Genomic DNA, 20775 nt, shown 5'->3' on the forward strand with positions numbered 1-20775 from the left:
ATGGCGGGCCTCATGGGCGCCCTGGCCGCGCGCGGACTCTCGCGTGCCTCGCTCGCCATCCATCAGCCGCCCACCGATCTCGGCGGCTCCATCGGCGGCAGGCTGGGCGAGGTGAAGTTCCAGTTCAACCCGGACCAGCTCCAGCTGAGCCGGACCGCGAACTGGCACACCGAGCCGGCCGTCGCGTACACGCGGGGCGCGCCGCCGAAGTTCACCGGCAGCCAGCCGGCCGAGCTCCAGCTGGAGGTGTTCCTCGACCGCTCCGACGACCCGACCTCCAACGACGTGCAGCAGCAGGTGGAACTGCTGCTGTCCTGCTGCGAGGTGACCCAGCAGAGCATCAGCGCGAAGGCGCCGTCCCCGCCGTGGGTGAAGTTCTCCTGGGGGTCGTTCTCGACGGTGCGGTTCGTCGCGTACGTCACCTCCGTCTCCGCGACGTACACCCTCTTCAGCCCCAGCGGCATCCCGATCCGCGCCACGTGTTCGCTCTCGCTCACCGAGGTCTCCACCGCCACCAAGGGGCAGAACCCGACCTCGGGCGCGCTCTCGGCCCGTCGCGTGCACCGCACGGTCGCCGGGGACTCCCTGGCCTCTCTCGCCTGGCGGGAGTACGGCGACGCGACCCGCTGGCGGGTCATCGCCGAGGCGAACGGCATCGACGATCCGATGCGGCTGCGCCCCGGCACGGAACTGCTGCTCCCTTCCACCACCGAAACGCCGGAGACCGAGGGCACCTCATGAGCGAGAAGACCTTCACCACCGTCCTCCACGTGCAGCTCGACGGCACGCCGCTGCCGGACCCGCTCGCGGTCCGGCTCACGGAGGGCTGGGTGGACGCCAGCGTCAATGTCCCCTCCGCCTTCCAGCTGACCTTCAGCGACAAGGACGGCACCCTCACCGCGAAGTTCCCCTACCTGAAGGTCGGGGCCATGGCGGTGCTGTCCCCGTTCACCGACGGGCGGCTCGGCGAGCCCATGCTCACCGGCGAGGTCACCGCCGTCGAGGTGGACGCGGCACCCGGCCACGGGCGGTACCTGATCGTGCGCGGTTACGACCCCGGGCACCGGCTCCTGCGCAGCCGTCGCGTCGAGGGCTACCCGAACATGACGGCCTCCGACATCGTCCGGAAGCTCGCCGCCCTCAACCGGATCCCGCTCGGCAAGGTCGACGCCACCCCGACGGTGTACGAGCTGGCGACCCAACCCAACATCACCGACTGGGACTTCCTGTCCCGGCTCGCGCGTGAGAACGACGTCCGGCTCTCGCTCGACCCGGCGGGCCGGCTCGTCTTCGCCGCGCTGCCCCCGGCGTCCTCCGCGCCGGCCGACACCACGCCGGCCGCGCAGAGCCCGTACGTCCTGGACTTCGGCTCCAACACCCTGCACAGCCGGGTCTCGGTCACGGCCGCCGGGCAGGTCGGGAAGGTCGACGTGCGGGGCTGGGATCCCCGTACGAAGCAGGCACTGGCCTCGCCGACCCCCGCCCTGGCGAGCCGGGACATCGTCTCCGACATCACTCCTGCGCAGCTCGCCGCGCCCTTCGGTCCGGCGGAACTCGCCGCGACCGGTACTCCGTTCACCACGCAGTCGGAGGTGGCGCAGGCCGCCGCCGCGCTCGCGGACGACGTCACCGGCTCGTTCGCGGAGGTCGAGGTCGCCGTCACCGGCAATCCGGCGCTGAAGCCGGGGCAGCCGGTCGCGGTGAAGGGCGCGGGCTTCCCCTTCGAGGGGCGCTACACCGCGACCGGGGTGCGCCATGTCTTCGCCTCGGGACGGCAGTTCACCACGTGGCTGAGCGTGTCCGGGCGGCAGTTCCGTTCGCTGTACGGGACGGCCTCCGGCGGCGGCGAGCCGGCGCCGCCGATGCCGGGCGTCGCGGTGGCGCTGGTCACGAACACGAAGGACCCGCTGTCGCTCGGCCGGGTCAGGCTGCGTTTCCCGTGGCTGTCGGCGACGTACGAGAGCGGCTGGTGCCGGGTCGCACAGCTCGGCGGGCGCGGGGGCGGCGGTCTCGTCCTGCCCGAGGTGGACGACGAGGTGCTGTGCGCCTTCGACCGGGGGTCGCTGGAGCACCCCTACGTCCTGGCGGGGCTGTACAACGGCGTCGACCGGCACACCCCTGCCACCGACCGCGTACCCCCGGTCGATCCGACGAGCGGGCGGGTGCAGTGGCGGGCCCTGACGTCCCGTACCGGTCACACCGTGGAGCTGCGTGAGGAGGGCGGCCGGACGCGCGCCTCGCACGGCATCCGGCTGCGCACCGCGAAGGGGGGCCTGAGCGTCGAGCTGAACGAGGCCCGCACCACGCTGACCATCGACAGCGACGGCACGGTCACGATCTCCGGGGCCCGCGGGGTGACGGTCGAGTCGGGGACCGATCTGACGCTCTCCGCGAAGGGGCTGATCACCCTCGACGCGGGGCGCGGCGTGGACATCAAGGCCGGCATGAAGTTCAAGGTCTCGGCGCTGACCCAGGTCGCCGTCAACACCCCGGTCTTCAACACCTCGACCCTCCCGCTGCCCAACCCCGTCGCCGCGGCCCTGCCGCTGATCTGAGGAGGACCGTCCCATGAGTGAGCACTTCGTCGGCGCGGGCTGGGCCTTCCCGCTGCGCACCGGTCCGAGCGGGTCCATCGCCCTCGTCCGGCGCGACCGCGAGATCGAGGAGTCGATGCGCCTGGTGCTGGCGACGGCGCCCGGCGAGCGGCCGATGCGACCCGAATTCGGTTGCGCGGTCCACGAGTTGGTGTTCTCTCCGGTCAACGACGCGACGATGGGCCGGGTCCGGTACGAGGTGATGTCCTCGCTCGACCGCTGGGAGCCGCGCATCGAGGTGGAGGACGTCACGGTCGCCCCCGCGCTCACGGACCCGACCACGCTGTACATCGACGTCCGTTACCGGGTGCGCGGCGCCAACAACCCGCGCAATCTCGTCTTCCCCTTCTACGTCATCCCCTCCGAGGACTGAAAGAGCCACCCATGGCCCTGCCCGCACCCCATCTCGACGACCGGCGCTTCCAGCAGTTCGTCGACGACGCCAAGCGCTACATCCAGCAGGCGTGCCCCGAGTGGACCGACCACAACGTCTCGGACCCGGGCGTCACTCTGGTGGAGGCCGTCGCGCACATGGCGGACCAGCTCGTCTACCGCCTCAACCGGGTCCCCGAGAAGAACCACCTGGCCTTCCTCGACCTCCTGGGTGTGACGCTCTTCCCGCCCGCCGCCGCCCGCGCCGAGATCACCTTCCGGCTCTCCGCCCCGCAGCCCGAGCCGGTGCTGCTGCCCGCCGGCACGGAGGTCTCCACCGGGCGTACGGAGACGGAGGAGGCCGTGGTCTTCGCGACGAGCTCCGATCTGACCGTCGTCCCCTGCGAGTTGACCCACCTTCTGCGGCAGGAGGCCGGGGGCACGCCCGAGGACCGTTCGCAGGACCTCCGGGGCGGCGAGGACGTCGCCGCCTTCTCTCCGCTGCCGCGCGTCGGCGATCTGCTGCTCCTCGGGCTTTCGGCCGCCGTGCCGGACTGTGTGCTCGTGCTCGACCTGGACAGCCGTGTCGACGGCGTCGGCGTGGACCCGCGCCGGCCGCCGCTCGTGTGGGAGGCGTGGACGGCGGCCGAGGGGTGGACCGCGTGCGAGGTCGACGAGGACACCACGGGCGGGCTCAACCGGCCGGGCGAGGTGGTGCTGCACATGCCGTCCGGGCACGCGGTCTCGCGGCTCGGCGGACACGCGGCGGGCTGGGTGCGCTGCCGGGTCGTGGACGCCCCCGAGGGGCTGCCGTCCTACAGCGAGTCGCCGACCGTACGGGCGGCGGGCGCGTTCACCATCGGCGGCACGGTCCGCGCGGCGCACGCCGAGACCGTGCGGAGCGAGCAGCTGGGCGAGTCCGAGGGTGTCCCCGGGCAGCGGGTGCGGCTCGCGCACGCGCCGGTCGTGGACCGGCCGCCGCTGCTGCTCCAGGTCGCGGAGCGGGCGACGGGCGGCGCCACGGACGCGGAGGACCCCGACGGTGGCTGGGAGGAGTGGACCGTGGTCCGCGACTTCGCCTCCTCGCGTCCCGGCGACCGGCACTACACGCTGGACGCGACGACCGGCGAGATCGCCTTCGGGCCGTGCGTGCGCCAACCGGACGGCACCCTGCGGCAGTTCGGAGCCGTGCCGCCCAAGGGCGCGGCGATCCGCGCGGCCCGGTACGGGACCGGCGGCGGCCGGGCGGGCAACGTGGCCCGTTCCACGATCACCGTGCTCCGCAGCTCCATCCCGTACATCGCGCGGGTCGAGAACCGCGAGGCGGCGCGCGGCGGGGTCGACGGGGAGACCGTCGAGGAGGCCAAGGCCCGCGCGCCGATCACCCTGCGGGCGCAGGAGCGGGCCGTCACCGCCCGCGACTACGAGGAGCTGGCACGGCGCGCCGCGCCCGAGGCGGCGCGGATCGCCTGCCTGGCGGCGGACGCGGTCGAGGCGGGCGACAACGCGGTCCGCGTCCTGGTGGTCCCGCAGGCGGTGCCGGACCGGGGCGGGCGGCTGCGGTTCGAGCAGCTCGTGCCGGGCGACGAACTCCTGTCCCGGGTGACGGGTTTCCTGGACGAGCGGCGCCCGCTGGGCACCCGGCTCGCCGTGGGGCCGCCGTTCTACCAGGGGGTGACGGTGGTGGCGACGCTGCACTCCTTCCGGGCGGCCGAGGCGGAGCGCGTACGGGCCGAGGCGCTGGACACGCTGTACGCGTACCTGGACCCGCTGACGGGCGGGGCGCACGGCGAGGGCTGGCCGTTCGGGCGCCCGCTGCGGGCCGGGGAGGTCTTCGCGGCGCTCCAGCGGGTGCCGGGCGTGGAGCTGGTGGACGAGGTCCTGCTGCATCCGGCCGACCCGCTGACGGGCCGGCGCGGTGACACGACGGACCGGATCGAGCTGGCGCCGTCGGCGCTGCTCTTCCCGTTCGACCACCGCGTGCGTGTGATCGAGGCGCGGTGAGCGGGTCCGCGCGGGGTACGGTGCCCGGGCTCGCGACCCCGTACCCGCTGGGCGCGGCGCTGCCCGCCGTCTACGCCGAGGACGACTTCGGGCAGCGGTTCGTGTCCGGCCTGGACGTGGTCCTCGCTCCGCTGTTCACCGTCCTGGACTCGCTGGAGGCGTACTTCTCGCCCGCGCTCGCCCCCGCCGACTTCGTGGACTACCTCGCGACCTGGGTGGGCGCGGAACTGGACGGCACCGAGCCGCTTCCGCTGCGCCGCCACGCGGTCGCCTCGGCCGTGGCGCTGCACCGGGTCCGCGGCACCCGGCAGGGTCTCGCGGCGGCGGTCCGGCTCGCCTTCGGCGTCCCGCCGGAGATCACCGAGAGCGGTGGCGCGAGCTGGTCGGCCCGCCCGCTCGGTCCGTTCCCCGGGTCGCCCCAGGCCGGGCTGCACGTCGTCCTCCGGGTCGCCGACCCGGCCGCGGTGGACCCGCACCGCCTGCGCGCGGTCGTGGGCGCGGCCCGCCCCGCGCACCTGCCGTTCACGGTCTCGGTGACCACTTCCCGTACTTCCGAAGGAGCCTGACCCCCATGAGTGACGCGCCCCTGTCCCGCCCTTGCCCGGACTGCGCGAGCCCGGTCCGCGCGGCGGACCAGTCGTTCTGCGACAGCTGCGGGGCGTTCCTCCGCTGGGACGCCCCGGCGGCGACGCCCTCCGCCGGGGCGTCCGCCGCGCCGCCGGACGCCGCCGTCCCGGACCGGGAGGAGCCGGCGCCCGCCGCGGCCGGGCCTGCCCCGGAGGTGCGGGACGTCCAGGAAAGCGCGCCCGCTGCCGGATCCGAGGAGGTCACGGCCCCGCTGCCCGCCATGGACCCGTCCCGCGAGGCGCCCGTACCCGCGGCCGCCCCCACCCCCGTACCCGAGGCGGGGCCGCCGTCCGACGAGGCTTCGGACGCGGTCGCACGCTCCCTCCTCGTCCCCGTGCCGGGGAACCGGCCCGCGGAGCCGGTCGTCGCCGCGCCCGTGCTCCCCGCACGCCCCGAGGCCGCGCGGCCCGCGGCGAGGACCGCCGTCGCGCCCGCCCCCGTCGAGGGCGGCACCCCTTGCCCGGCGTGCCGGCTCGCGAACACTCCGGGCCGTCACTTCTGCCGGTACTGCGCGACGCCCATGGTCCCCGAGCGGCTGTCCACGGCCGAGGGCCCGTACGCGGGCCGGCGCCCCGGGCTCAACCGCGACCGGGGCCGCTGGATCGCCCGCGCCCTGATCGCGACGGCGGTCGTCGCCGTGGTGGTCGGCGGTGTCGTCGGCGGCCCGCCCGCCGCCCGCGCGGTCCAGGACCACTTCGCCACCCGCGTCCCGGTCCACCCCGTCACCTGGGCGGCCTCCCACTCCGCGCCGAAGCAGAACCCGAAGCTGGCGGGCGACGGGTACTCCAACACCTGGTGGGGCACGGGATACGCGGGCGACTCGGCGGGCCAGTACCTGGAGGCCGGATTCGCCGAGCCGACCGATCTGCTGAGCGTGCTGGTCACCCCCGGAAGCGCGAAGAACACGACGCAGGCGGACGGGCAGGCGACCCCGCGCACCTTCGACCTCGTGGTCAAGGACGCCTCGGGCGAGACGCGCGTCTCGCACCACCTCATCAACGACGGCGGTACCCAGCGCGTCGACCTGCGAGTGCGCGACGCGCTGTCGGTGCGTCTCGTCCTGCGTACGGCGTGGCGCGCCGACCCGCGCAAGCAGGTGGCCGTCGCGGAGCTGGAGTTCTTCGGCAGGTCCGTCACCTGACGAGCGGGTCCGTCTCCTGACGAACAGGTCCGCCTCCTGACGAGCAGGTCCGCCTCCTGACGAGTACCGCGACGGCTCGTCAGGATGCGGCGTGCCCGGCGATCCAGGCCCGGGCCGCCGCGAGTTCCGCCTCGGTCGGCGCGGGGCGCAGCTGGTCGGGGTAGCGGATCAGGTGGTGGTCGCGGGCCACGCGCAGGCCGATCGCGCGGGCCTCCGCGGACAGTCCGGGATCGTCCGCGACCTCCTGCGCGCGCCGCCACCAGTCCCGGCCGCGCGGGTCGACGGCGTAGTGCCAGAGGGGCTGCGCGGGGTCGGCGACGCCGATCAGGACCCGCTCCAGGACGTAGGTGCGGATGCCCGGTGTGCCCAGCAGCCGGTCGGCGACGAGCAGCGGGGCCTCGCCGTCGAGCCGGGCCCGGAGCAGTACCCAGGTCATGAGCTGTCCGACGTCGTGGGCGCCGGAGGTGACGAAGTCCCACAGCTCGGCGGCCTTGGCCTCGTCGGGGGCGCCGAGGTGGGTGAGCAGGCGGAGGTCGTTCTTCCATGCGGGCCGCGGCTTGCTCCACCAGGCGGCCAGGGCGCCGGCGGCCGGGTGGTCCAGGTCGAGGGCCAGGCAGGTGAGCGTGACGAGCGGGTGGCGCCATTCGGTGTACGTGGTCCGGTACCGCTTGGTGAGCTCCTTCTTCCAGCGGGGCAGGAGCGCCTCGACCTCGGCTGCGGTGGCCACGCCGTGGGCGAGGAGGAGTTCGAGGCAGTACGCGAGTCCCTGGACGCCGGTGGCCGGGTCGGCCACCTGGGCCCGCAGCCACCGGACGTCGGCGTCGGCGAGGGTCCGGAAGCGCTGCCAGTCGCGGCGCAGGATGCCCTCGCCGAGGGTGAGGTCGGGGCCCGTTCCGGCGAGCAGCTCGTCGCGGGCGGCCTCGTAGCGGTCGGCGGCGGCCAGCGCGTCGGCGGCGTCGGTGCCGGTGACGTCGGCGTACGCGGGGCCGAGCCGGACGGCCTCCTCGCGGACGTGGTCGACGTGGTCCCGCGCGGTCCCGGCGAGCGCCACGCGCAGCTCGCGCGGGAGCCGTTCGTCCGTGCTGAACCGGACCGCCGCGAGTGCGTGGAAGGTGCGACCGGTTGCGTAGTCCGCCCCGGTCTCCCGCCGCCGGTCTGCCGTGACGGCGACGGTGAGGGCGGTCGCGAGGGCGCGCGTCGCCGTGTCCGAGGTTCCGTGCGCGGCCAGTTCGGCGGCCAGCTCGGCCGCCGCCCGTACGGGGTCGGGTTCGCGGACCGCCCGGTGTGCCCTCAGCCACGCGGTGATCGTGGCGCGGTCGCCGGCGCGCCCGAGGTCCCGCAGGACGGCGAGGCCCCGCTCGGAGGGCACCTCGCCGAGGACGTCCGCCGCCCGGGCGCCGAGGGAGGCGACGACGTCCCAGGCCTCTTCGTGGTCGTGGCGCAGCAGCGCGTGGAGCACCGCGCGCCAGGCGTCCCAGTCGGCGAGCCGGCCGGCGTACCGCTCCCTCCACACGGCGAGGAGCCGTCGTGTCTCCTCGCCGGTGAGGGCGTCCCGCCGCTCCAGGGAGGTCACGAAGCGGGCTGTGGCGGACGGGTCCAGGGGATCACGCATCCGGTCGCGCAGCCACGCGGCCTCGGCGGCGGTCAGCGGCCGGTACCGGAAGGGAAGTCGGGTGCGGTCGAGGGGTTCGTCGAGCGCGGCGAGGAACTGGCGTACCCCGGCCGGGTCCGCCGGGTCGGGCAGCCCCGCACCGTCCCGGAGCGTCACCCGGTCCAGCCGGAAGGCGCCCTGTGGGCCTCCGTCGACGACCCGGAAGCCCGCCGGGCCGTCCCCGAGGCCGGCGGCGACGGCCGTGTGGTCACCGCCCCAGTACAGCATCAGCTCGCTCTTCAGCGCGCCGGCGCGGTCGAAGGCCTGCTGCGCCTGCCAGTGCCAGTACGCGAAGGAGGTGCCGGTGGCGAGGCCGCGCACGGCGCACAGCTCGGCGGCGTCCTCGTGGCCGTCGGACTGGGTGTAGCGGCTGCGGGTCGGCGGCGGAAGCACCAGGAACCCGTCGCCGCCGAGCGTCTTCCACCAGGCCCGCACGCTGTCCAGGTCCGAGGCACCCTCGGCGGGAGTCCCGTCGGGCGCGGCGGTGTGACGGAGGCGGGCCATGTGCTGCTCCTTGGCGGTTCGGTACCGGTGGCGTCGTGTCAGATCAGGCGGTGCAGCTGGTCCCAGAGCCAGTTCATCAGCACCACGACCAGGACCAGGATGCCGATGATCACTACGGTGACCCAGGAGCAGCTGCCCCCGACGTCCGCGTTGTTGTCGTCCCGCCCGCCCAGCTCACCGTCGAAGAGATCCACGATCCTCGCCCCCGCGCTCACTCGCGGAGCCCCCCGGCTCCGTCGGAGTACTGTCGCACGTCCCGCGCCCGCCGAGGAGCCGTGTGCCGTACTCAGAGACGGACGCGGGTACTCAGGGCGTACTCAGCGGGGGTTGGCGGCGTGGGTCAGGGTCCCCCAGGCCACGAAGAGGTTGTTCGTACCCGCCGGACGGTTGGACTCGGTCAGCCTCTGCGTGTTCGTCATCGCGTACCCCATGCGGTGGTGCAGCGCGTTGAAGCCGACCTCGGTGACCGGTCCGAGGTGGTCGCGGAGGGTGCCCCCGCAGAGCCAGCCCGGGACCGGCTCGCCGAGCTCGTACTTGGCGTGGAGGCCGAGGGCGTGGCGCAGCCGGTCGGCGACCTCGGGGTAGAGGTCCTGCCCCTGGATGCGGCTCGTCTCGGCGATGTTCGAGATCGCGGCCAGGCCGTAGCCGGCGTGGGTGAGGTCGCGGCAGGTCTCCTGGGTGAGTCCGTCGACGAAGGTGGTCTGCCCCTGCCAGTACCGGACGAGCTCGTCGCGGGTGTCGAGGCCGCTGCCGGGCGCCGCCTTCGGGAGAGCGCCGTCGCTCGCGAGGTAGATGTACGCGGGGACGCGGCCGCGGAACTTGGCCACCGCCTTGTCGTAGGCGGCGCGGTCCTCCAGGAAGACGGCGATGCCGATCGCGGCCTCGGTCATGCTGAGCTCCCAGTTGCCGTTGGAGTGGGAGCCGTTCGTGACCTCGGGGAGGTAGACGGTGCGCAGCATCGTCTTGAAGCGGTCGACGCGGGCCTGGGGCCAGGCGGTGGAGGTGTAGCGGATGATCTCGGCGGCGCGGGGCCAGGAGGAACCCGCCCAGCCCGTCTGCAGCGGCGCGTTGGAGTTGGTGTGGTCGGTGATCACACCGGACCAGGCGTCCATGATCTCGATCGCCTTCTGGGCGTACCGGCCGTCGCGCGTGATGTACCAGGCCAGGGAGAGCGTGTACGCGGCGATGGCGTCCTCGCGCTCGTCGGTGCAGCCGAGGTTCGGGTTCGAGTACGAGCCGCACTCCACCACCGCGCGGGGCTTGGGGACGCGGGACAGCGAGGCGTATTTGCTCGCCATCATCTGGTCGAAGGCGGCCTTCCAGGGCTGCGCCCCGGCGTTGACCTTCTCCCGGGTGAAGTCGAGCTGGCCCCGCGAGACGAGGACGCCGGGGTGGACGAAGGTCGCGGGAGCCGCCTCGGCGCGGCCGCCGGCGGGCCCGGCGAGCAGGGTGGCGAGGAGAGCGGCGAGCAACAGGGGTGCGGCGAGCAGCGAACGCCTTCGGATGTGTGCCGTGCGGGATTCAACGCGCCATCTGGACAAGGAGTTACCCCTTCTTCATGTATGTGAACGGGGGACGGCTGTCGAGTCGGGAACCTAAAGGTCTGAACCATTGCCGTCAAGGCCCACTGCGCGACCAGGACCGTCCGATCGAGCGCCACCAGCACTCATGGGGCGAGCGCCGCTATTCACATATGTGAATCACGGGAAACTCTCTCCCTCGGCCGGCCCCCTGGGCCGCGCCGGCGGCCCGAGTCGTTCTCCAAGGTCCACACGCCGTACGATTCCCCGCGTTGCCACTCACACCGTCCGAAGGAGATCCCCCATGGCCCAGGTCACGCTGAAGGGCAGCCCGGTACAGGTCAACGGCGCCCTGCCGACCCCCGGCAGCCAGGCCCCCGACTTCACGCTCGTCGCCGAGGGTCTTGCGGACAAGACGCTGAAGGACTTCGCCGGTCAGCGCAAGGTCCTCAACATCTTCCCGAGCGTCGACACCCCGACGTGCGCCTCCTCCGTCCGCGCCTTCAACCAGCAGGCCGGCGAGCTGGAGAACACGGTGGTGCTCTGCATCTCCGCCGACCTGCCGTTCGCCCAGGCCCGTTTCTGCGGCGCCGAGGGTCTGGAGAACGTCAAGAACCTCTCGACGCTCCGCGGCCGCGAGTTCCACACCAACTACGGCGTGGAGATCGCGGACGGCCCGCTGGCCGGTCTGACCGCCCGCGCCGTCGTCGTCCTCGACGAGAACGACACCGTCCTGCACGCGCAGCTCGTGGGCGAGATCGCCGAGGAGCCCAGCTACGACGCGGCCCTCGCGGTCCTGAAGTAGTCGCTGCGCAGCACACGAGAGGAGCCCCTCCGCCGGACACCGGCGGAGGGGCTCCTCTCGTTTCCGGGCGTCCGGCGGAGGGGCTCCTCTCGTTTCCGGGCGCTCGCTCAGGAGCAGGCCGGGCAGAGCCCGCGGTACGTCACGTCGGCCTTCGACACGGTGAAGCCGAACCGCTCCGCCGGCGGGAGGACGGCCAGCGGGTCGCCCGTCGGGTGCACGTCACGGATGATGCCGCAGTCCGAACAGACCAGATGCTGGTGCGGGCGGTGCGCGTTCGGGTCGTAGCGCTTCGCCCGCCCGTCCGTGGAGAGCTCCACGACCTCGCCCAGCGAGACCAGCTCGCCCAGCGTGTTGTAGACCGTCGCCCGCGCGATCTCCGGCAACCGGGCCACGGCCCGGGCGTGCACCTCGTCCGCGGTGAGATGCACGTGCTCGCCGGCCAGGACCTCCGCGACGACACGCCGCTGCGACGTCATCCGCCAGCCTCGTGCTCGCAGTCGCTCGAGCAGGTCACTCATGTCTACTCCCCTCTTCGGCGCGCCAGCCTTCGGACAGTATTTGGCAGGGTTCTTGACTTGGACTAGGTCCATCGTAGGATCTGTTCTGTTGATGGCCAAGGGACAGGAAGACTCCAGCACGGCGGGAGACGGCGACGTGACGGACCATCCCGCGCGTGTCGTCACGCTTCCTGAGCACTGTGATCCGCCAGGTCCGGAAGGATTCCGCATGTCTGAGAACCATGATGCAATCGTCGGAGACGCGAAGTCGGAGGGCGGCGGTGGCTGCCCGGTCGCGCACACCCGCGCCGCGCACCCGACCCAGGGCGGCGGCAACCGCCAGTGGTGGCCGAACCGTCTGAACCTGAAGATCCTCGCCACGAACCCCGTCGTGGGTAACCCGCTCGGCGCGGAGTTCGACTACGCCGAGGCGTTCAATTCCCTCGACCTCGCCGCCGTGAAGCGGGACATCGCCGAGGTGCTCACCACCTCTCAGGACTGGTGGCCCGCCGACTTCGGCCACTACGGCCCGCTCATGATCCGGATGGCCTGGCACAGCGCCGGTACGTACCGCATCAGCGACGGCCGCGGTGGCGCCGGCGCCGGCCAGCAGCGTTTCGCGCCGCTCAACAGCTGGCCGGACAACGGCAACCTGGACAAGGCCCGCCGCCTGCTGTGGCCGGTCAAAAAGAAGTACGGCCAGAACATCTCCTGGGCCGACCTGATGATCCTCACCGGCAACGTCGCCCTGGAGACGATGGGCTTCGAGACCTTCGGCTTCGCCGGCGGCCGCGCCGACGTGTGGGAGGCCGACGAGGACGTCTACTGGGGCCCCGAGACCACCTGGCTCGGCGACGAGCGCTACACCGGTGACCGCGAGCTGGAGAACCCGCTCGGCGCGGTCCAGATGGGCCTCATCTACGTCAACCCCGAGGGCCCCAACGGCAACCCGGACCCGGTCGCCGCGGCCCGCGACATCCGCGAGACGTTCCGCCGCATGGCGATGAACGACGAGGAGACCGTCGCCCTCATCGCCGGTGGCCACACCTTCGGCAAGACCCACGGCGCCGGCCCCGCGGAGAACGTCGGCGACGACCCCGAGGCCGCGCCCCTGGAGGCGCAGGGCTTCGGCTGGGCCAACTCGTACGGCACCGGCAAGGGCGCCGACGCGATCACCAGTGGTCTCGAAGTCACCTGGACCACCACTCCCGCGCAGTGGGGCCACGACTTCTTCAAGCACCTCTTCGAGTACGAGTACGAGCTCTCCAAGAGCCCGGCCGGTGCTCACCAGTGGGTGGCGAAGAACGCCGAGGCGATCATCCCCGACGCGCACGACGCGTCGAAGAAGCACCTCCCGACGATGCTCACCACCGACCTGTCGCTGCGCTTCGACCCGGCGTACGAGCAGATCTCGCGGCGTTTCTACGAGCACCCGGAGCAGTTCGCGGACGCCTTCGCCCGCGCCTGGTACAAGCTCACCCACCGTGACATGGGCCCGGTGGTTCGCTACCTCGGCCCGGAGGTCCCCTCCGAGACCCTGCTCTGGCAGGACCCGCTGCCCGCGGTGGACCACGAGCTCGTGGACGCCTCGGACGTCGCCGCACTCAAGAGCAGCGTGCTCGCCTCGGACCTCACGGTCTCCCAGCTGGTCTCCACCGCGTGGGCGTCGGCCTCGTCCTTCCGCGGCAGCGACAAGCGCGGCGGTGCCAACGGCGCGCGCGTCCGCCTCCAGCCGCAGAGCGGCTGGGAGGTCAACGACCCCGACCAGCTCGCCACGGTGCTCCGCACCCTGGAGGGCATCCGGGACACGTTCAACGGCGCGCAGACCGGCGGCAAGCGGATCTCGCTCGCCGACCTGATCGTGCTGGCCGGCGCCGCGGGCGTCGAGCAGGCCGCGAAGGACGCCGGCGTCGCGGTCGAGGTCCCCTTCCGGGCGGGCCGGGTGGACGCCACGCAGGACCAGACCGACGTGGAGTCCTTCGCCGCGCTCGAGCCGGTGGCCGACGGTTTCCGCAACTACCTCGGCAAGGGCAACCGCCTCCCGGCCGAGTTCCTGCTCGTCGACCGGGCGAACCTGCTGACCCTGAGCGCCCCCGAACTCACGGTCCTCGTCGGCGGCCTCCGGGTGCTGGGCGCGAACCACCAGCAGTCGCAGCACGGCGTCCTCACGACCACCCCGGGCTCCCTGACGAACGACTTCTTCGTCAACCTGCTCGACATGGGCACGGTCTGGACGGCGACGTCCGAGGACGCGACCGTCTTCGAGGGCCGCGACGCGGACACGGGCGCCGTCAAGTGGACGGGCACCCGCGCCGACCTGGTCTTCGGCTCCAACAGCGAACTGCGCGCGCTGGCCGAGGTCTACGCGAGCGACGACGCGAAGGAGAAGTTCGTGACCGACTTCGTGTCGGCATGGAACAAGGTGATGGACCTGGACCGGTTCGACATCGCCTGATCAGCGTCGCGTGATCCTCTCGACGCCCCCGGCAGACCGGCTCGCCCGGCCTGCCGGGGGCGTCGTTTCGGCGTCAGCTCGCGTTCAGCGCCACCGTCGGGTGCAGTCGCGAGGCGCGGATCGCCGGATAGAGGCCCGCGATCACACCGATCAGGAGCGTCGCGGCCAGGCCGCCCGCCAGGGACCAGGGCGGGACCACCGCGGTCCAGCCCTGGACCCGGGCGAAGGCGTACGTCGCCGCCGACCCGAGGAGCGCGCCCGTCGCGCCGCCCAGCGCCGACAGGAGCAGCGACTCGGTCAGGAACTGAAGCCGGATCGCGTTCCGGGTCGCGCCCAGGGAGCGGCGCAGGCCGATCTCCTGGCGGCGTTCCAGGACGGAGATGACCATGGTGTTGGCGACGCCCACTCCCCCGACCAGCAGGGCCACCGCTCCGAGGCCGAGCATCAGGGTCGTCAGGCCCTCGTCGGTGGCGGCCTTGGCGGCCAGGGCGTCCGAGGGCCGGGACACCTTGACTCCCCCTTCGTCGCCGGGGTTGATGGTGCGGGCCAGCACCGCCCGTACGTCCTCGACCGAGGCGTCCGTGGAACGCTCGAAGACGGTGGAGGGATGGCCGTCGAAGCCGAAGTAGCGTTCGGCGGCGGGGAATCCGACGAGCGCCACCCGGTCCAGGGTCGGGACCAGTTCGAGCGGTGCGAGGATGCCGACGACGACCACGCGCGTGTCGTTCATCATGATCGTCTCGCCGGTACGGGTGATGCCGAGGCGGTCCGCGGCCACCGCGCCCAGGACCGTCACCGGGAGCCGTTCACGGGCCGGGTCCAGCCACACCCCCTTCGCCACCTCGCCGCCGAGCGCCGACAGGAGGTCGATGCCCGCGGCCTGGGTGGTGACGCCCGCGGTGCGTTCCTCGGGGACCACGTCGCTGCGGCGGATCCGGGCGTCGACGTCGCCGGTGGCCGTGGCGTGCCGCACGGGGCCGATGCGCTCGACCATCGCGACGGCGTTCTTGGGCAGTGTGATCTCCTGCCCCATGGCGTCCTTGCCCGCCTCCGCGGTGAGGAGGTTGGTGCCGAGGCGGTCGAGCCGGGCCATGAGGTCCGCGCGGCTGGACTCGGACAGGCCGACGACCGCGACCATGGTCGCGATGCCGATGGCGATGCCGAGCGCCGACAGGACCACGCGCGCGCGGCGCGCGCGGAGGCCGACCGCGCCGACCCGGAGCACGTCGCCGGGAGCGAGGCGGGAGGGCTTGAGGTCGTGTTTCACGAACCGGCTCCTTCCCCGGACGTGTCGGAGCGGGTGTCCGAGACGATCTCGCCGTCCTTGAAGCGCACGCGGCGCGGCAGCGAGCCGGCGATCTCGTGGTCGTGGGTGATCACGCAGATCGTGGTGCCGGACGCGTTCAGCTCGTGCAGCAGCTCCATGACGATCTCGCCGGACGCGGTGTCGAGCGCCCCGGTCGGTTCGTCCGCGAGCAGCAGCCGGGGCTCCTTCACCAGGGCGCGGGCGATGGCCACGCGCTGCTTCTCGCCGCCGGACAGCTCGTTCGGCGTGTGGGAGCGGCGGTGGTCGAGACGTACCCGGGCGAGCGCCTCCCGCGCGCGGGTGCGCCGTTCCCTCAGCGGTACGCCCGCGTACAGCAGCCCGTCGGCGACGTTGTCGACCGCGTCGCGTCCCGCCGCCAGGTGGAAGTGCTGGAACACGAAGCCGATGTGCCGGGCGCGGAGGGCGGAGAGCCGGGAGTCGGAGAGCTCGGACACGTCGTACCCGGCGACGCGGACGGTGCCCGTGGTGGGCTTGTCGAGGGTGCCCATGACGTTGAGCATCGTGGACTTGCCGGAGCCGGACGGGCCGACGACGGCGAGCAGTTCGCCCTCGTCGACGGTGAGGTTCACCCCGCGCAGGGCGTGGACGCCGCCGGGGTACGCCTTGCCTGCGTCCCTCAGTTCGATCACCGGGGCCGGTGTCGTCCCGGGTGCCGGGGCCGGTGTCATGACGTCGCCACCCCGACCTTCAGGCCTTCGCGTACGTCCGGACCGCTGACCTCGATCTGTCCGTCGGCGGTCATGCCCGTCTCGACGCGCACCATCGTCGAGCCGGTCCCCCGCACGATCTGGAGGCCGTAGCCGCCGTTCTCGCCGCGCAGGGCGACGACCGCCTCGACGGGGACCGCGAGGACTCCTCTGCGTGCCTCGCTGACGAACCTCACGCTCGCCGACGCCTTGGCGTCCTCGCCGCTCGCCGCGCCCACCCCGCCGTCCAGGACGACCTCGACGGTGATGCCGTCCTGAGCGCCCGCACCGCCGCCGGGCGCGGTCTCCTCGGGGCGGACGGTCCCGGCGACCCGGCCGGCCGCGGTCTTCCCGTCCGGCAGGGTGACCTCGACCTTGGTGCCGCGTGAGGTGAGCGCCCCGTCGGACTGGTCCAGCTGTGCCCGTATGACGGGCCGGGTGGAGGCGACGGTCAGGACGGGGCCGTTCGGGGCGACCTGGTCGGCGAGGGCCGCGTCGGCGGAGACCACCTTGACCTTGCCGGGCTGGAAGACGACGTCGCCCTTGCCGACCTTGCCGGTCGGCTCCCGGTTCAGGGACTTCTGCCACTCCTTGACGGCGGCTTCGGTGTCCTTGCCGTATCGCGTGTCGACGTACAGCTTCGCCCCCCATCCCAGGTCCCGGAGGTTGCGTTCCAGTTGGAGGACGTCGCTGCCCCGGTCGCCCTCCTTCATCTCGCGGAACATGGGGACCGGCCCGTAGAGCAGGGTGACGGGCTTGTCGTTCAGCTCGTACAGGGCTTCGCCCCTGGTCAGCGTCTTCCCTTCGGGGGCGGCCACGGTGACGGTGCCCTCGACGGCGGACTTGACGGTGCGGCGCTGGGCGAAGTCGAGCGTGCCGTCGACGGTCTTGGACCGTACGAGGTCGGTGCGGACGACGGTCGCGGTGGCGGGCGGCAGGTCGCCGCCCGTGCCGGACGCGTCGGCCTCTCCCCCGCGGTCGAGGACGAGGACGCCCCCGGTGGCCGCGGCGGCGACGGTCGCCGCGCCGAGTACGAGGAAGGCGGAGCGGCGCTTCACTGCATCCCGTCCAGACCGTCGAGCAGCTTCGTCCTGCACGCCTCGCGGGCCTGCTTGTACGTCGGCGAATCCGAGTCGATGGTCGGCGAGGCGGGGTTCGGGTCGCCGCCCGGCTGGGCGTTGCCGCCGCTCATGGTGGGGTTGGTGAAGCGGGAGACGCCGTTGTCCCGCATGCACTTGGCGTGCGCGAGCATCGACTCGTAGTCCTTCTGCTGGTCGCGCTTGGGCTCGGCCGTCATGGCCCGCTGGAGTTCGGGGGCGCAGACGCCGTTCTTGCCGCCCTTGGCGGCCTCGTTCTGCCCGGGTCGGGACGAGATCTCCTCGATCTTCGTCCAGTCGAGGTGCCCGCTGAGCTTCGGGTCCGGGTAGTCCTTGTAGCCGCCCTTGACGCGCATGCACTGGACGTACTTCAGCTGGGCGTCGTAGAAGGCGCTCTTCCCGGCGGGCGCGGTGCTGGGAGGGGCGGCGGCGCCTTCGGCCGTGCGCGAAGCCGACGGGGTGTCCGGCACCGAGGCGATCTCGTCGCCCTTCTTCGCGCCGTCGGCTCCGGCGCTGTCGCCACCCCCGCCGCAGGCGGCCGAGAGGAACAGGACGGGAAGCGCGGCGAGCGCGGTGATGCGCAGCCGGGCCGTGGCACGGGAGGTCGTCGTGGGGTTCATGTGCTCCACCCTCGCCACGCCACGTGATGGCCTGTCCATGACCACATGATGAGAACGTAACAATGCCCCCGACCTGCGTATCCGCCCCGGTCCGGGACGCCGGATCACTCGTCGGCGTGCTCATAATCGATGCCATGCCGCATGTACTGCTGATCGAGGACGACGCGTCCGTACGGGACGGAATGGAGCTCGTGCTGCGCCGGCACGGGTACGACGTCGACACGGCGGCCACCGGCGAGCAGGCCCTGGCCCTGCTGGAAGGGCCGGGCGGTGCGAAGGTCGAGCTGGCCGTGCTCGACCTGATGCTGCCCGGCATGGACGGCTTCGAGGTGTGCCGCCGGATCCGCGCCAGGACCACGACCCTGCCGGTCATCATGCTGACCGCGCGCGGTGACGACCGGGACATCGTGACGGGCCTGGAGGCGGGCGCCGACGACTACGTGGTCAAGCCGGTCACCGCGCCCGTCCTGGAAGCCCGCATCCGGGCCGCGCTGCGGCGGGCGGAACCTTCCGCTCCGGTGCGGGGAGCGGAGGCCGACCCCGCCGGTCTGGTCATCGACCGCTCGGGTCTGACCGTCACCAAGCACGGCGTCCCGATCGCGCTGCCGCCCACCGAGTTGCGCCTCCTCCTGGAGCTTTCGGCCTCCCCCGGCCGGGTCTTCAGCCGTGAGCAGCTCCTCGCGTCCGTCTGGGACCACACCTTCCTGGGCGATTCCCGGCTGGTGGACGCGGCAGTCGGACGGCTGCGGGCCAAGCTGGAGGACGTACCGGCGAAACCGCGGTACGTGCAGACCGTGCGCGGCTTCGGCTACCGCTTCGGGCCGCTGTGAGCCGACGGTCCCGGCGACCGGCCCGCGGTGTGCGCGGCCGGCTCGTCGGCGGGCTGCGTACCCGGCTCGTCGTCGCCTTCGTCGTCGTCGCGCTCCTCAGCGCCGTGACCGCGACCGCGCTCGCCTACCGGGACGCGCGCACCGCCGTTCTCCAGCGCACCCAGAACACCGCCGTGAACGACCTGCGGGAGCGGGTCACGGCGGTCGCCGCCGACTTCGACGTCCCGCCCGACCAGCGCTCGCTCTCCCGGTTCGCGACGAAGGTCTCGGACGGCCTCGGCGCCCGCGTCGTGGTCGCCCGCTACCACGACCTCGTCGCCGTGTCCGACTCGCTCGCCGATACGGAGGGTCGTGTCACCACCGAGCTGCGCACCGCCGTGCGCACCGGGACCGGGGCCCGTTTCCAGCGGGTGATGTGGCGGGGCGAGCCGTATCTGGTCGTCGGCATGCCCGTGACGTACGCCGACGGGGACCGCCGTACGTCGGGCCTTGAGGTCTTCGCCATCACCGACCTGCGGGCCGAGCGCGACGACACCGCCGCTCTGCTCGACTCCGTACGGTCGGGTGTCCTGCCGGTGGTGCTCCTCGCCGCCGTCCTGGCCCTGCTCGCCGCGCGGACGGTGCTTCGTCCCGTACGGGAGCTGGGGCGGGCCACGCGGGAGCTCGCGGCCGGGGACCTGGGGAGCCGGGTCGCCGTCACCGGGCACGACGAACTCGCCGATCTGGCGCGGACGTTCAACGACACCGCCGACGCGCTCCAGGCCTCCGACGCGGAGCTGCGCGAGCAGGAGGCGAAGGCGCGGCGGTTCGTGGCGGACGTCTCGCACGAGCTGCGCACGCCTCTCGCGGCGATGACGATGGTGGCGACGGTGCTTGAGGAGGATGCCGACCAGCTGCCGCCGGACGCGGCGCGGGCGGCCCGGACGGTCGGCGCGGAGACGGCCCGGCTGTCCCGGCTGGTCGAGGACCTGATGGAGATCTCCCGTTTCGACGCGGGGGCGGTACGGCTGAACGCGGCCGAGACGGATCTCGCCGAGGCCGTTCGGGCGTCGCTCGCGTTGCGCGGCTGGACCGACCGGGTACGGACGGACCTCGTCGAGGGCGTACGGGCGAGGGTCGACCGGCGCCGCGTCGACGTGATCGTCGCGAACCTGGTGGGGAACGCGCTGCGGCACGGGGCTCCGCCGGTGACCGTGACGCTCGCGACCACCGTCGCGGAGGACGGGGAGTGGGTGACGCTGGAGGTCGCCGACCACGGTCCCGGACTGCCGACGGGGGCCGGGGATCGGGTCTTCGACCGGTTCTACAAGGCGGACTCGGCCCGCACGCGCGGCGCGGCGGACGACAGCGGACAGGGCAGCGGCCTCGGCACGGCGATCGCGCTGGAGAACGCCCGGCTGCACGGCGGCACGATCGACGCGGCCGACGGGCCGGGTGGGGGCGCGGTGTTCACGCTGCGCCTGCCCCTGCGGCGTACGGACGAGCGAGTCACCGGAGAGGACACGGAGTGAAGGTCCGTCATGGCGTCGCGGTCACCGTGCTGGCGACGGCGGGGCTCGCCCTCGCCGGCTGCGGTGTCCAGCCGACCGGGGTGATAGGCGCGGGCGAGCCCGCGTCGGGGCTGACGCGCGGGATGCGGCTGTACTACGCGTCGGACAGCGGCCTGCGCGGAGTACCCCTGCTCGATACGCGGCTCAAGGACCTCAACTCGGTCGTGAAACTGCTCGCCCAAGGCCCGGGGCCCGCCGAGCAGCGCGACGGGCTCACGTCTCTGGTCCAGGAGCTCGGCGGATACACGGTGAGCGGTACGGGCACCCGCGTCACCATCCGCCTGGACGGCCCGTATCCGCTGTCGGGGCGTGACCAGGGCACGGGGCAGCTGGTGTGCACGCTGGCGCGCGCCCAGTCCGTCCTCGACCCGAAGGTCAGGGCGGACGAGGTCGAGGTCGGTGTGCGCCCGGCGGAGGGGGCGGAGCTGGGCCCGTACCGGTGTGCGGAGTTCCTCGACGGGTGAGACGGCGAGACCCGCCCCGGGAGGGACGGGT

The 20775-nt window shown here is 73.0% G+C and carries 19 protein-coding genes; 11 read left to right on the forward strand and 8 right to left on the reverse strand.

What is annotated here, in order from left to right:
• From ACFWWU_RS14680 to ACFWWU_RS14705, 6 genes are read left to right on the forward strand one after another with little or no spacing between them, the layout of a single operon-like run.
• The gene (locus ACFWWU_RS14680) at positions 1-741 is read left to right on the forward strand and encodes a LysM peptidoglycan-binding domain-containing protein (protein WP_384144232.1); all 741 of its coding nucleotides are present in this window, start codon (positions 1-3) and stop codon (positions 739-741) included.
• The gene (locus ACFWWU_RS14685) at positions 738-2555 is read left to right on the forward strand and encodes a VgrG-related protein (RefSeq protein ID WP_384144235.1); all 1818 of its coding nucleotides are present in this window, start codon (positions 738-740) and stop codon (positions 2553-2555) included. The genes ACFWWU_RS14680 and ACFWWU_RS14685 overlap by 4 nt, the downstream gene beginning before the upstream one ends.
• Positions 2556-2568: 13 nt before the next feature.
• A complete protein-coding gene (locus tag ACFWWU_RS14690; protein WP_317592447.1) occupies positions 2569-2967 on the forward strand; it encodes a GPW/gp25 family protein in 399 nt (132 codons plus the stop codon).
• 11 nt (positions 2968-2978) lie between these two features.
• Positions 2979-4970, forward strand: a complete 1992-nt coding sequence (locus ACFWWU_RS14695; RefSeq protein WP_384144238.1) for a putative baseplate assembly protein — start codon at positions 2979-2981, stop codon at positions 4968-4970.
• Entirely contained in the window at positions 4967-5536 is a 570-nt protein-coding gene (locus ACFWWU_RS14700; RefSeq protein WP_384144241.1) for a phage tail protein, read from the forward strand. Before ACFWWU_RS14695 ends, ACFWWU_RS14700 begins: the two co-directional genes overlap by 4 nt.
• Positions 5537-5541: 5 nt before the next feature.
• Complete coding sequence (locus ACFWWU_RS14705) at positions 5542-6738, forward strand: NADase-type glycan-binding domain-containing protein (RefSeq protein WP_384144244.1); 1197 nt, start codon at positions 5542-5544, stop codon at positions 6736-6738.
• Positions 6739-6817: 79 nt separating this feature from the next.
• Here ACFWWU_RS14705 and ACFWWU_RS14710 read toward each other — a convergent pair whose 3' ends face one another.
• The 3 genes from ACFWWU_RS14710 to ACFWWU_RS14720 form a co-directional block, all read right to left on the reverse strand.
• The gene (locus tag ACFWWU_RS14710) at positions 6818-8893 is read right to left on the reverse strand and encodes a hypothetical protein (protein WP_384144247.1); all 2076 of its coding nucleotides are present in this window, start codon (positions 8891-8893) and stop codon (positions 6818-6820) included.
• A gap of 38 nt (positions 8894-8931) precedes the next feature.
• On the reverse strand, positions 8932-9087 hold the full coding sequence (locus ACFWWU_RS14715; protein WP_384144250.1) for a hypothetical protein: 156 nt from the start codon (positions 9085-9087) through the stop codon (positions 8932-8934).
• A 123-nt stretch (positions 9088-9210) separates the two neighbouring features.
• Complete coding sequence (locus ACFWWU_RS14720) at positions 9211-10398, reverse strand: alginate lyase family protein (protein WP_384144977.1); 1188 nt, start codon at positions 10396-10398, stop codon at positions 9211-9213.
• 319 nt (positions 10399-10717) lie between these two features.
• On the opposite strand from ACFWWU_RS14720, the gene tpx reads away from it, so the two are divergent.
• Positions 10718-11218, forward strand: a complete 501-nt coding sequence (gene tpx, locus ACFWWU_RS14725; protein ID WP_384144252.1) for a thiol peroxidase — start codon at positions 10718-10720, stop codon at positions 11216-11218.
• A 107-nt stretch (positions 11219-11325) separates the two neighbouring features.
• Here tpx and ACFWWU_RS14730 read toward each other — a convergent pair whose 3' ends face one another.
• A complete protein-coding gene (locus ACFWWU_RS14730; RefSeq protein ID WP_384144255.1) occupies positions 11326-11736 on the reverse strand; it encodes a Fur family transcriptional regulator in 411 nt (136 codons plus the stop codon).
• Between the two features lie 208 nt (positions 11737-11944).
• Between ACFWWU_RS14730 and katG the strand changes: the two genes are divergently transcribed.
• Positions 11945-14170: a catalase/peroxidase HPI gene (gene katG / locus ACFWWU_RS14735; RefSeq protein WP_384144258.1), complete on the forward strand. Its 2226-nt coding sequence runs from the start codon at positions 11945-11947 to the stop codon at positions 14168-14170.
• A 73-nt stretch (positions 14171-14243) separates the two neighbouring features.
• On the opposite strand, the gene ACFWWU_RS14740 is transcribed toward katG, so the two are convergent.
• From ACFWWU_RS14740 to ACFWWU_RS14755, 4 genes are read right to left on the reverse strand one after another with little or no spacing between them, the layout of a single operon-like run.
• Positions 14244-15437, reverse strand: a complete 1194-nt coding sequence (locus tag ACFWWU_RS14740; protein WP_384144261.1) for an ABC transporter permease — start codon at positions 15435-15437, stop codon at positions 14244-14246.
• Positions 15434-16165 (reverse strand): ABC transporter ATP-binding protein, encoded by a 732-nt coding sequence (locus ACFWWU_RS14745; RefSeq protein WP_384144265.1) that lies wholly within the window; start codon positions 16163-16165, stop codon positions 15434-15436. The genes ACFWWU_RS14740 and ACFWWU_RS14745 overlap by 4 nt, the downstream gene beginning before the upstream one ends.
• Positions 16162-17241, reverse strand: a complete 1080-nt coding sequence (locus ACFWWU_RS14750) for a peptidoglycan-binding protein (protein ID WP_384144268.1) — start codon at positions 17239-17241, stop codon at positions 16162-16164. Before ACFWWU_RS14750 ends, ACFWWU_RS14745 begins: the two co-directional genes overlap by 4 nt.
• Positions 17238-17900: a hypothetical protein gene (locus ACFWWU_RS14755; RefSeq protein WP_384144271.1), complete on the reverse strand. Its 663-nt coding sequence runs from the start codon at positions 17898-17900 to the stop codon at positions 17238-17240. The genes ACFWWU_RS14750 and ACFWWU_RS14755 overlap by 4 nt, the downstream gene beginning before the upstream one ends.
• A 134-nt stretch (positions 17901-18034) precedes the next feature.
• On the opposite strand from ACFWWU_RS14755, the gene ACFWWU_RS14760 reads away from it, so the two are divergent.
• The 3 genes from ACFWWU_RS14760 to ACFWWU_RS14770 are packed head-to-tail and all read left to right on the forward strand — an operon-like array spanning position 18035 to position 20744.
• A complete protein-coding gene (locus ACFWWU_RS14760; RefSeq protein WP_384144274.1) occupies positions 18035-18730 on the forward strand; it encodes a response regulator transcription factor in 696 nt (231 codons plus the stop codon).
• A complete protein-coding gene (locus tag ACFWWU_RS14765) occupies positions 18727-20241 on the forward strand; it encodes an ATP-binding protein (RefSeq protein WP_384144277.1) in 1515 nt (504 codons plus the stop codon). The genes ACFWWU_RS14760 and ACFWWU_RS14765 overlap by 4 nt, the downstream gene beginning before the upstream one ends.
• Positions 20238-20744 (forward strand): hypothetical protein, encoded by a 507-nt coding sequence (locus ACFWWU_RS14770; protein WP_384144280.1) that lies wholly within the window; start codon positions 20238-20240, stop codon positions 20742-20744. Before ACFWWU_RS14765 ends, ACFWWU_RS14770 begins: the two co-directional genes overlap by 4 nt.
• Positions 20745-20775 lie beyond the last annotated feature (31 nt).

Source organism: Streptomyces sp. NPDC058650, assembly GCF_042717315.1.
Classification (GTDB): domain Bacteria; phylum Actinomycetota; class Actinomycetes; order Streptomycetales; family Streptomycetaceae; genus Streptomyces.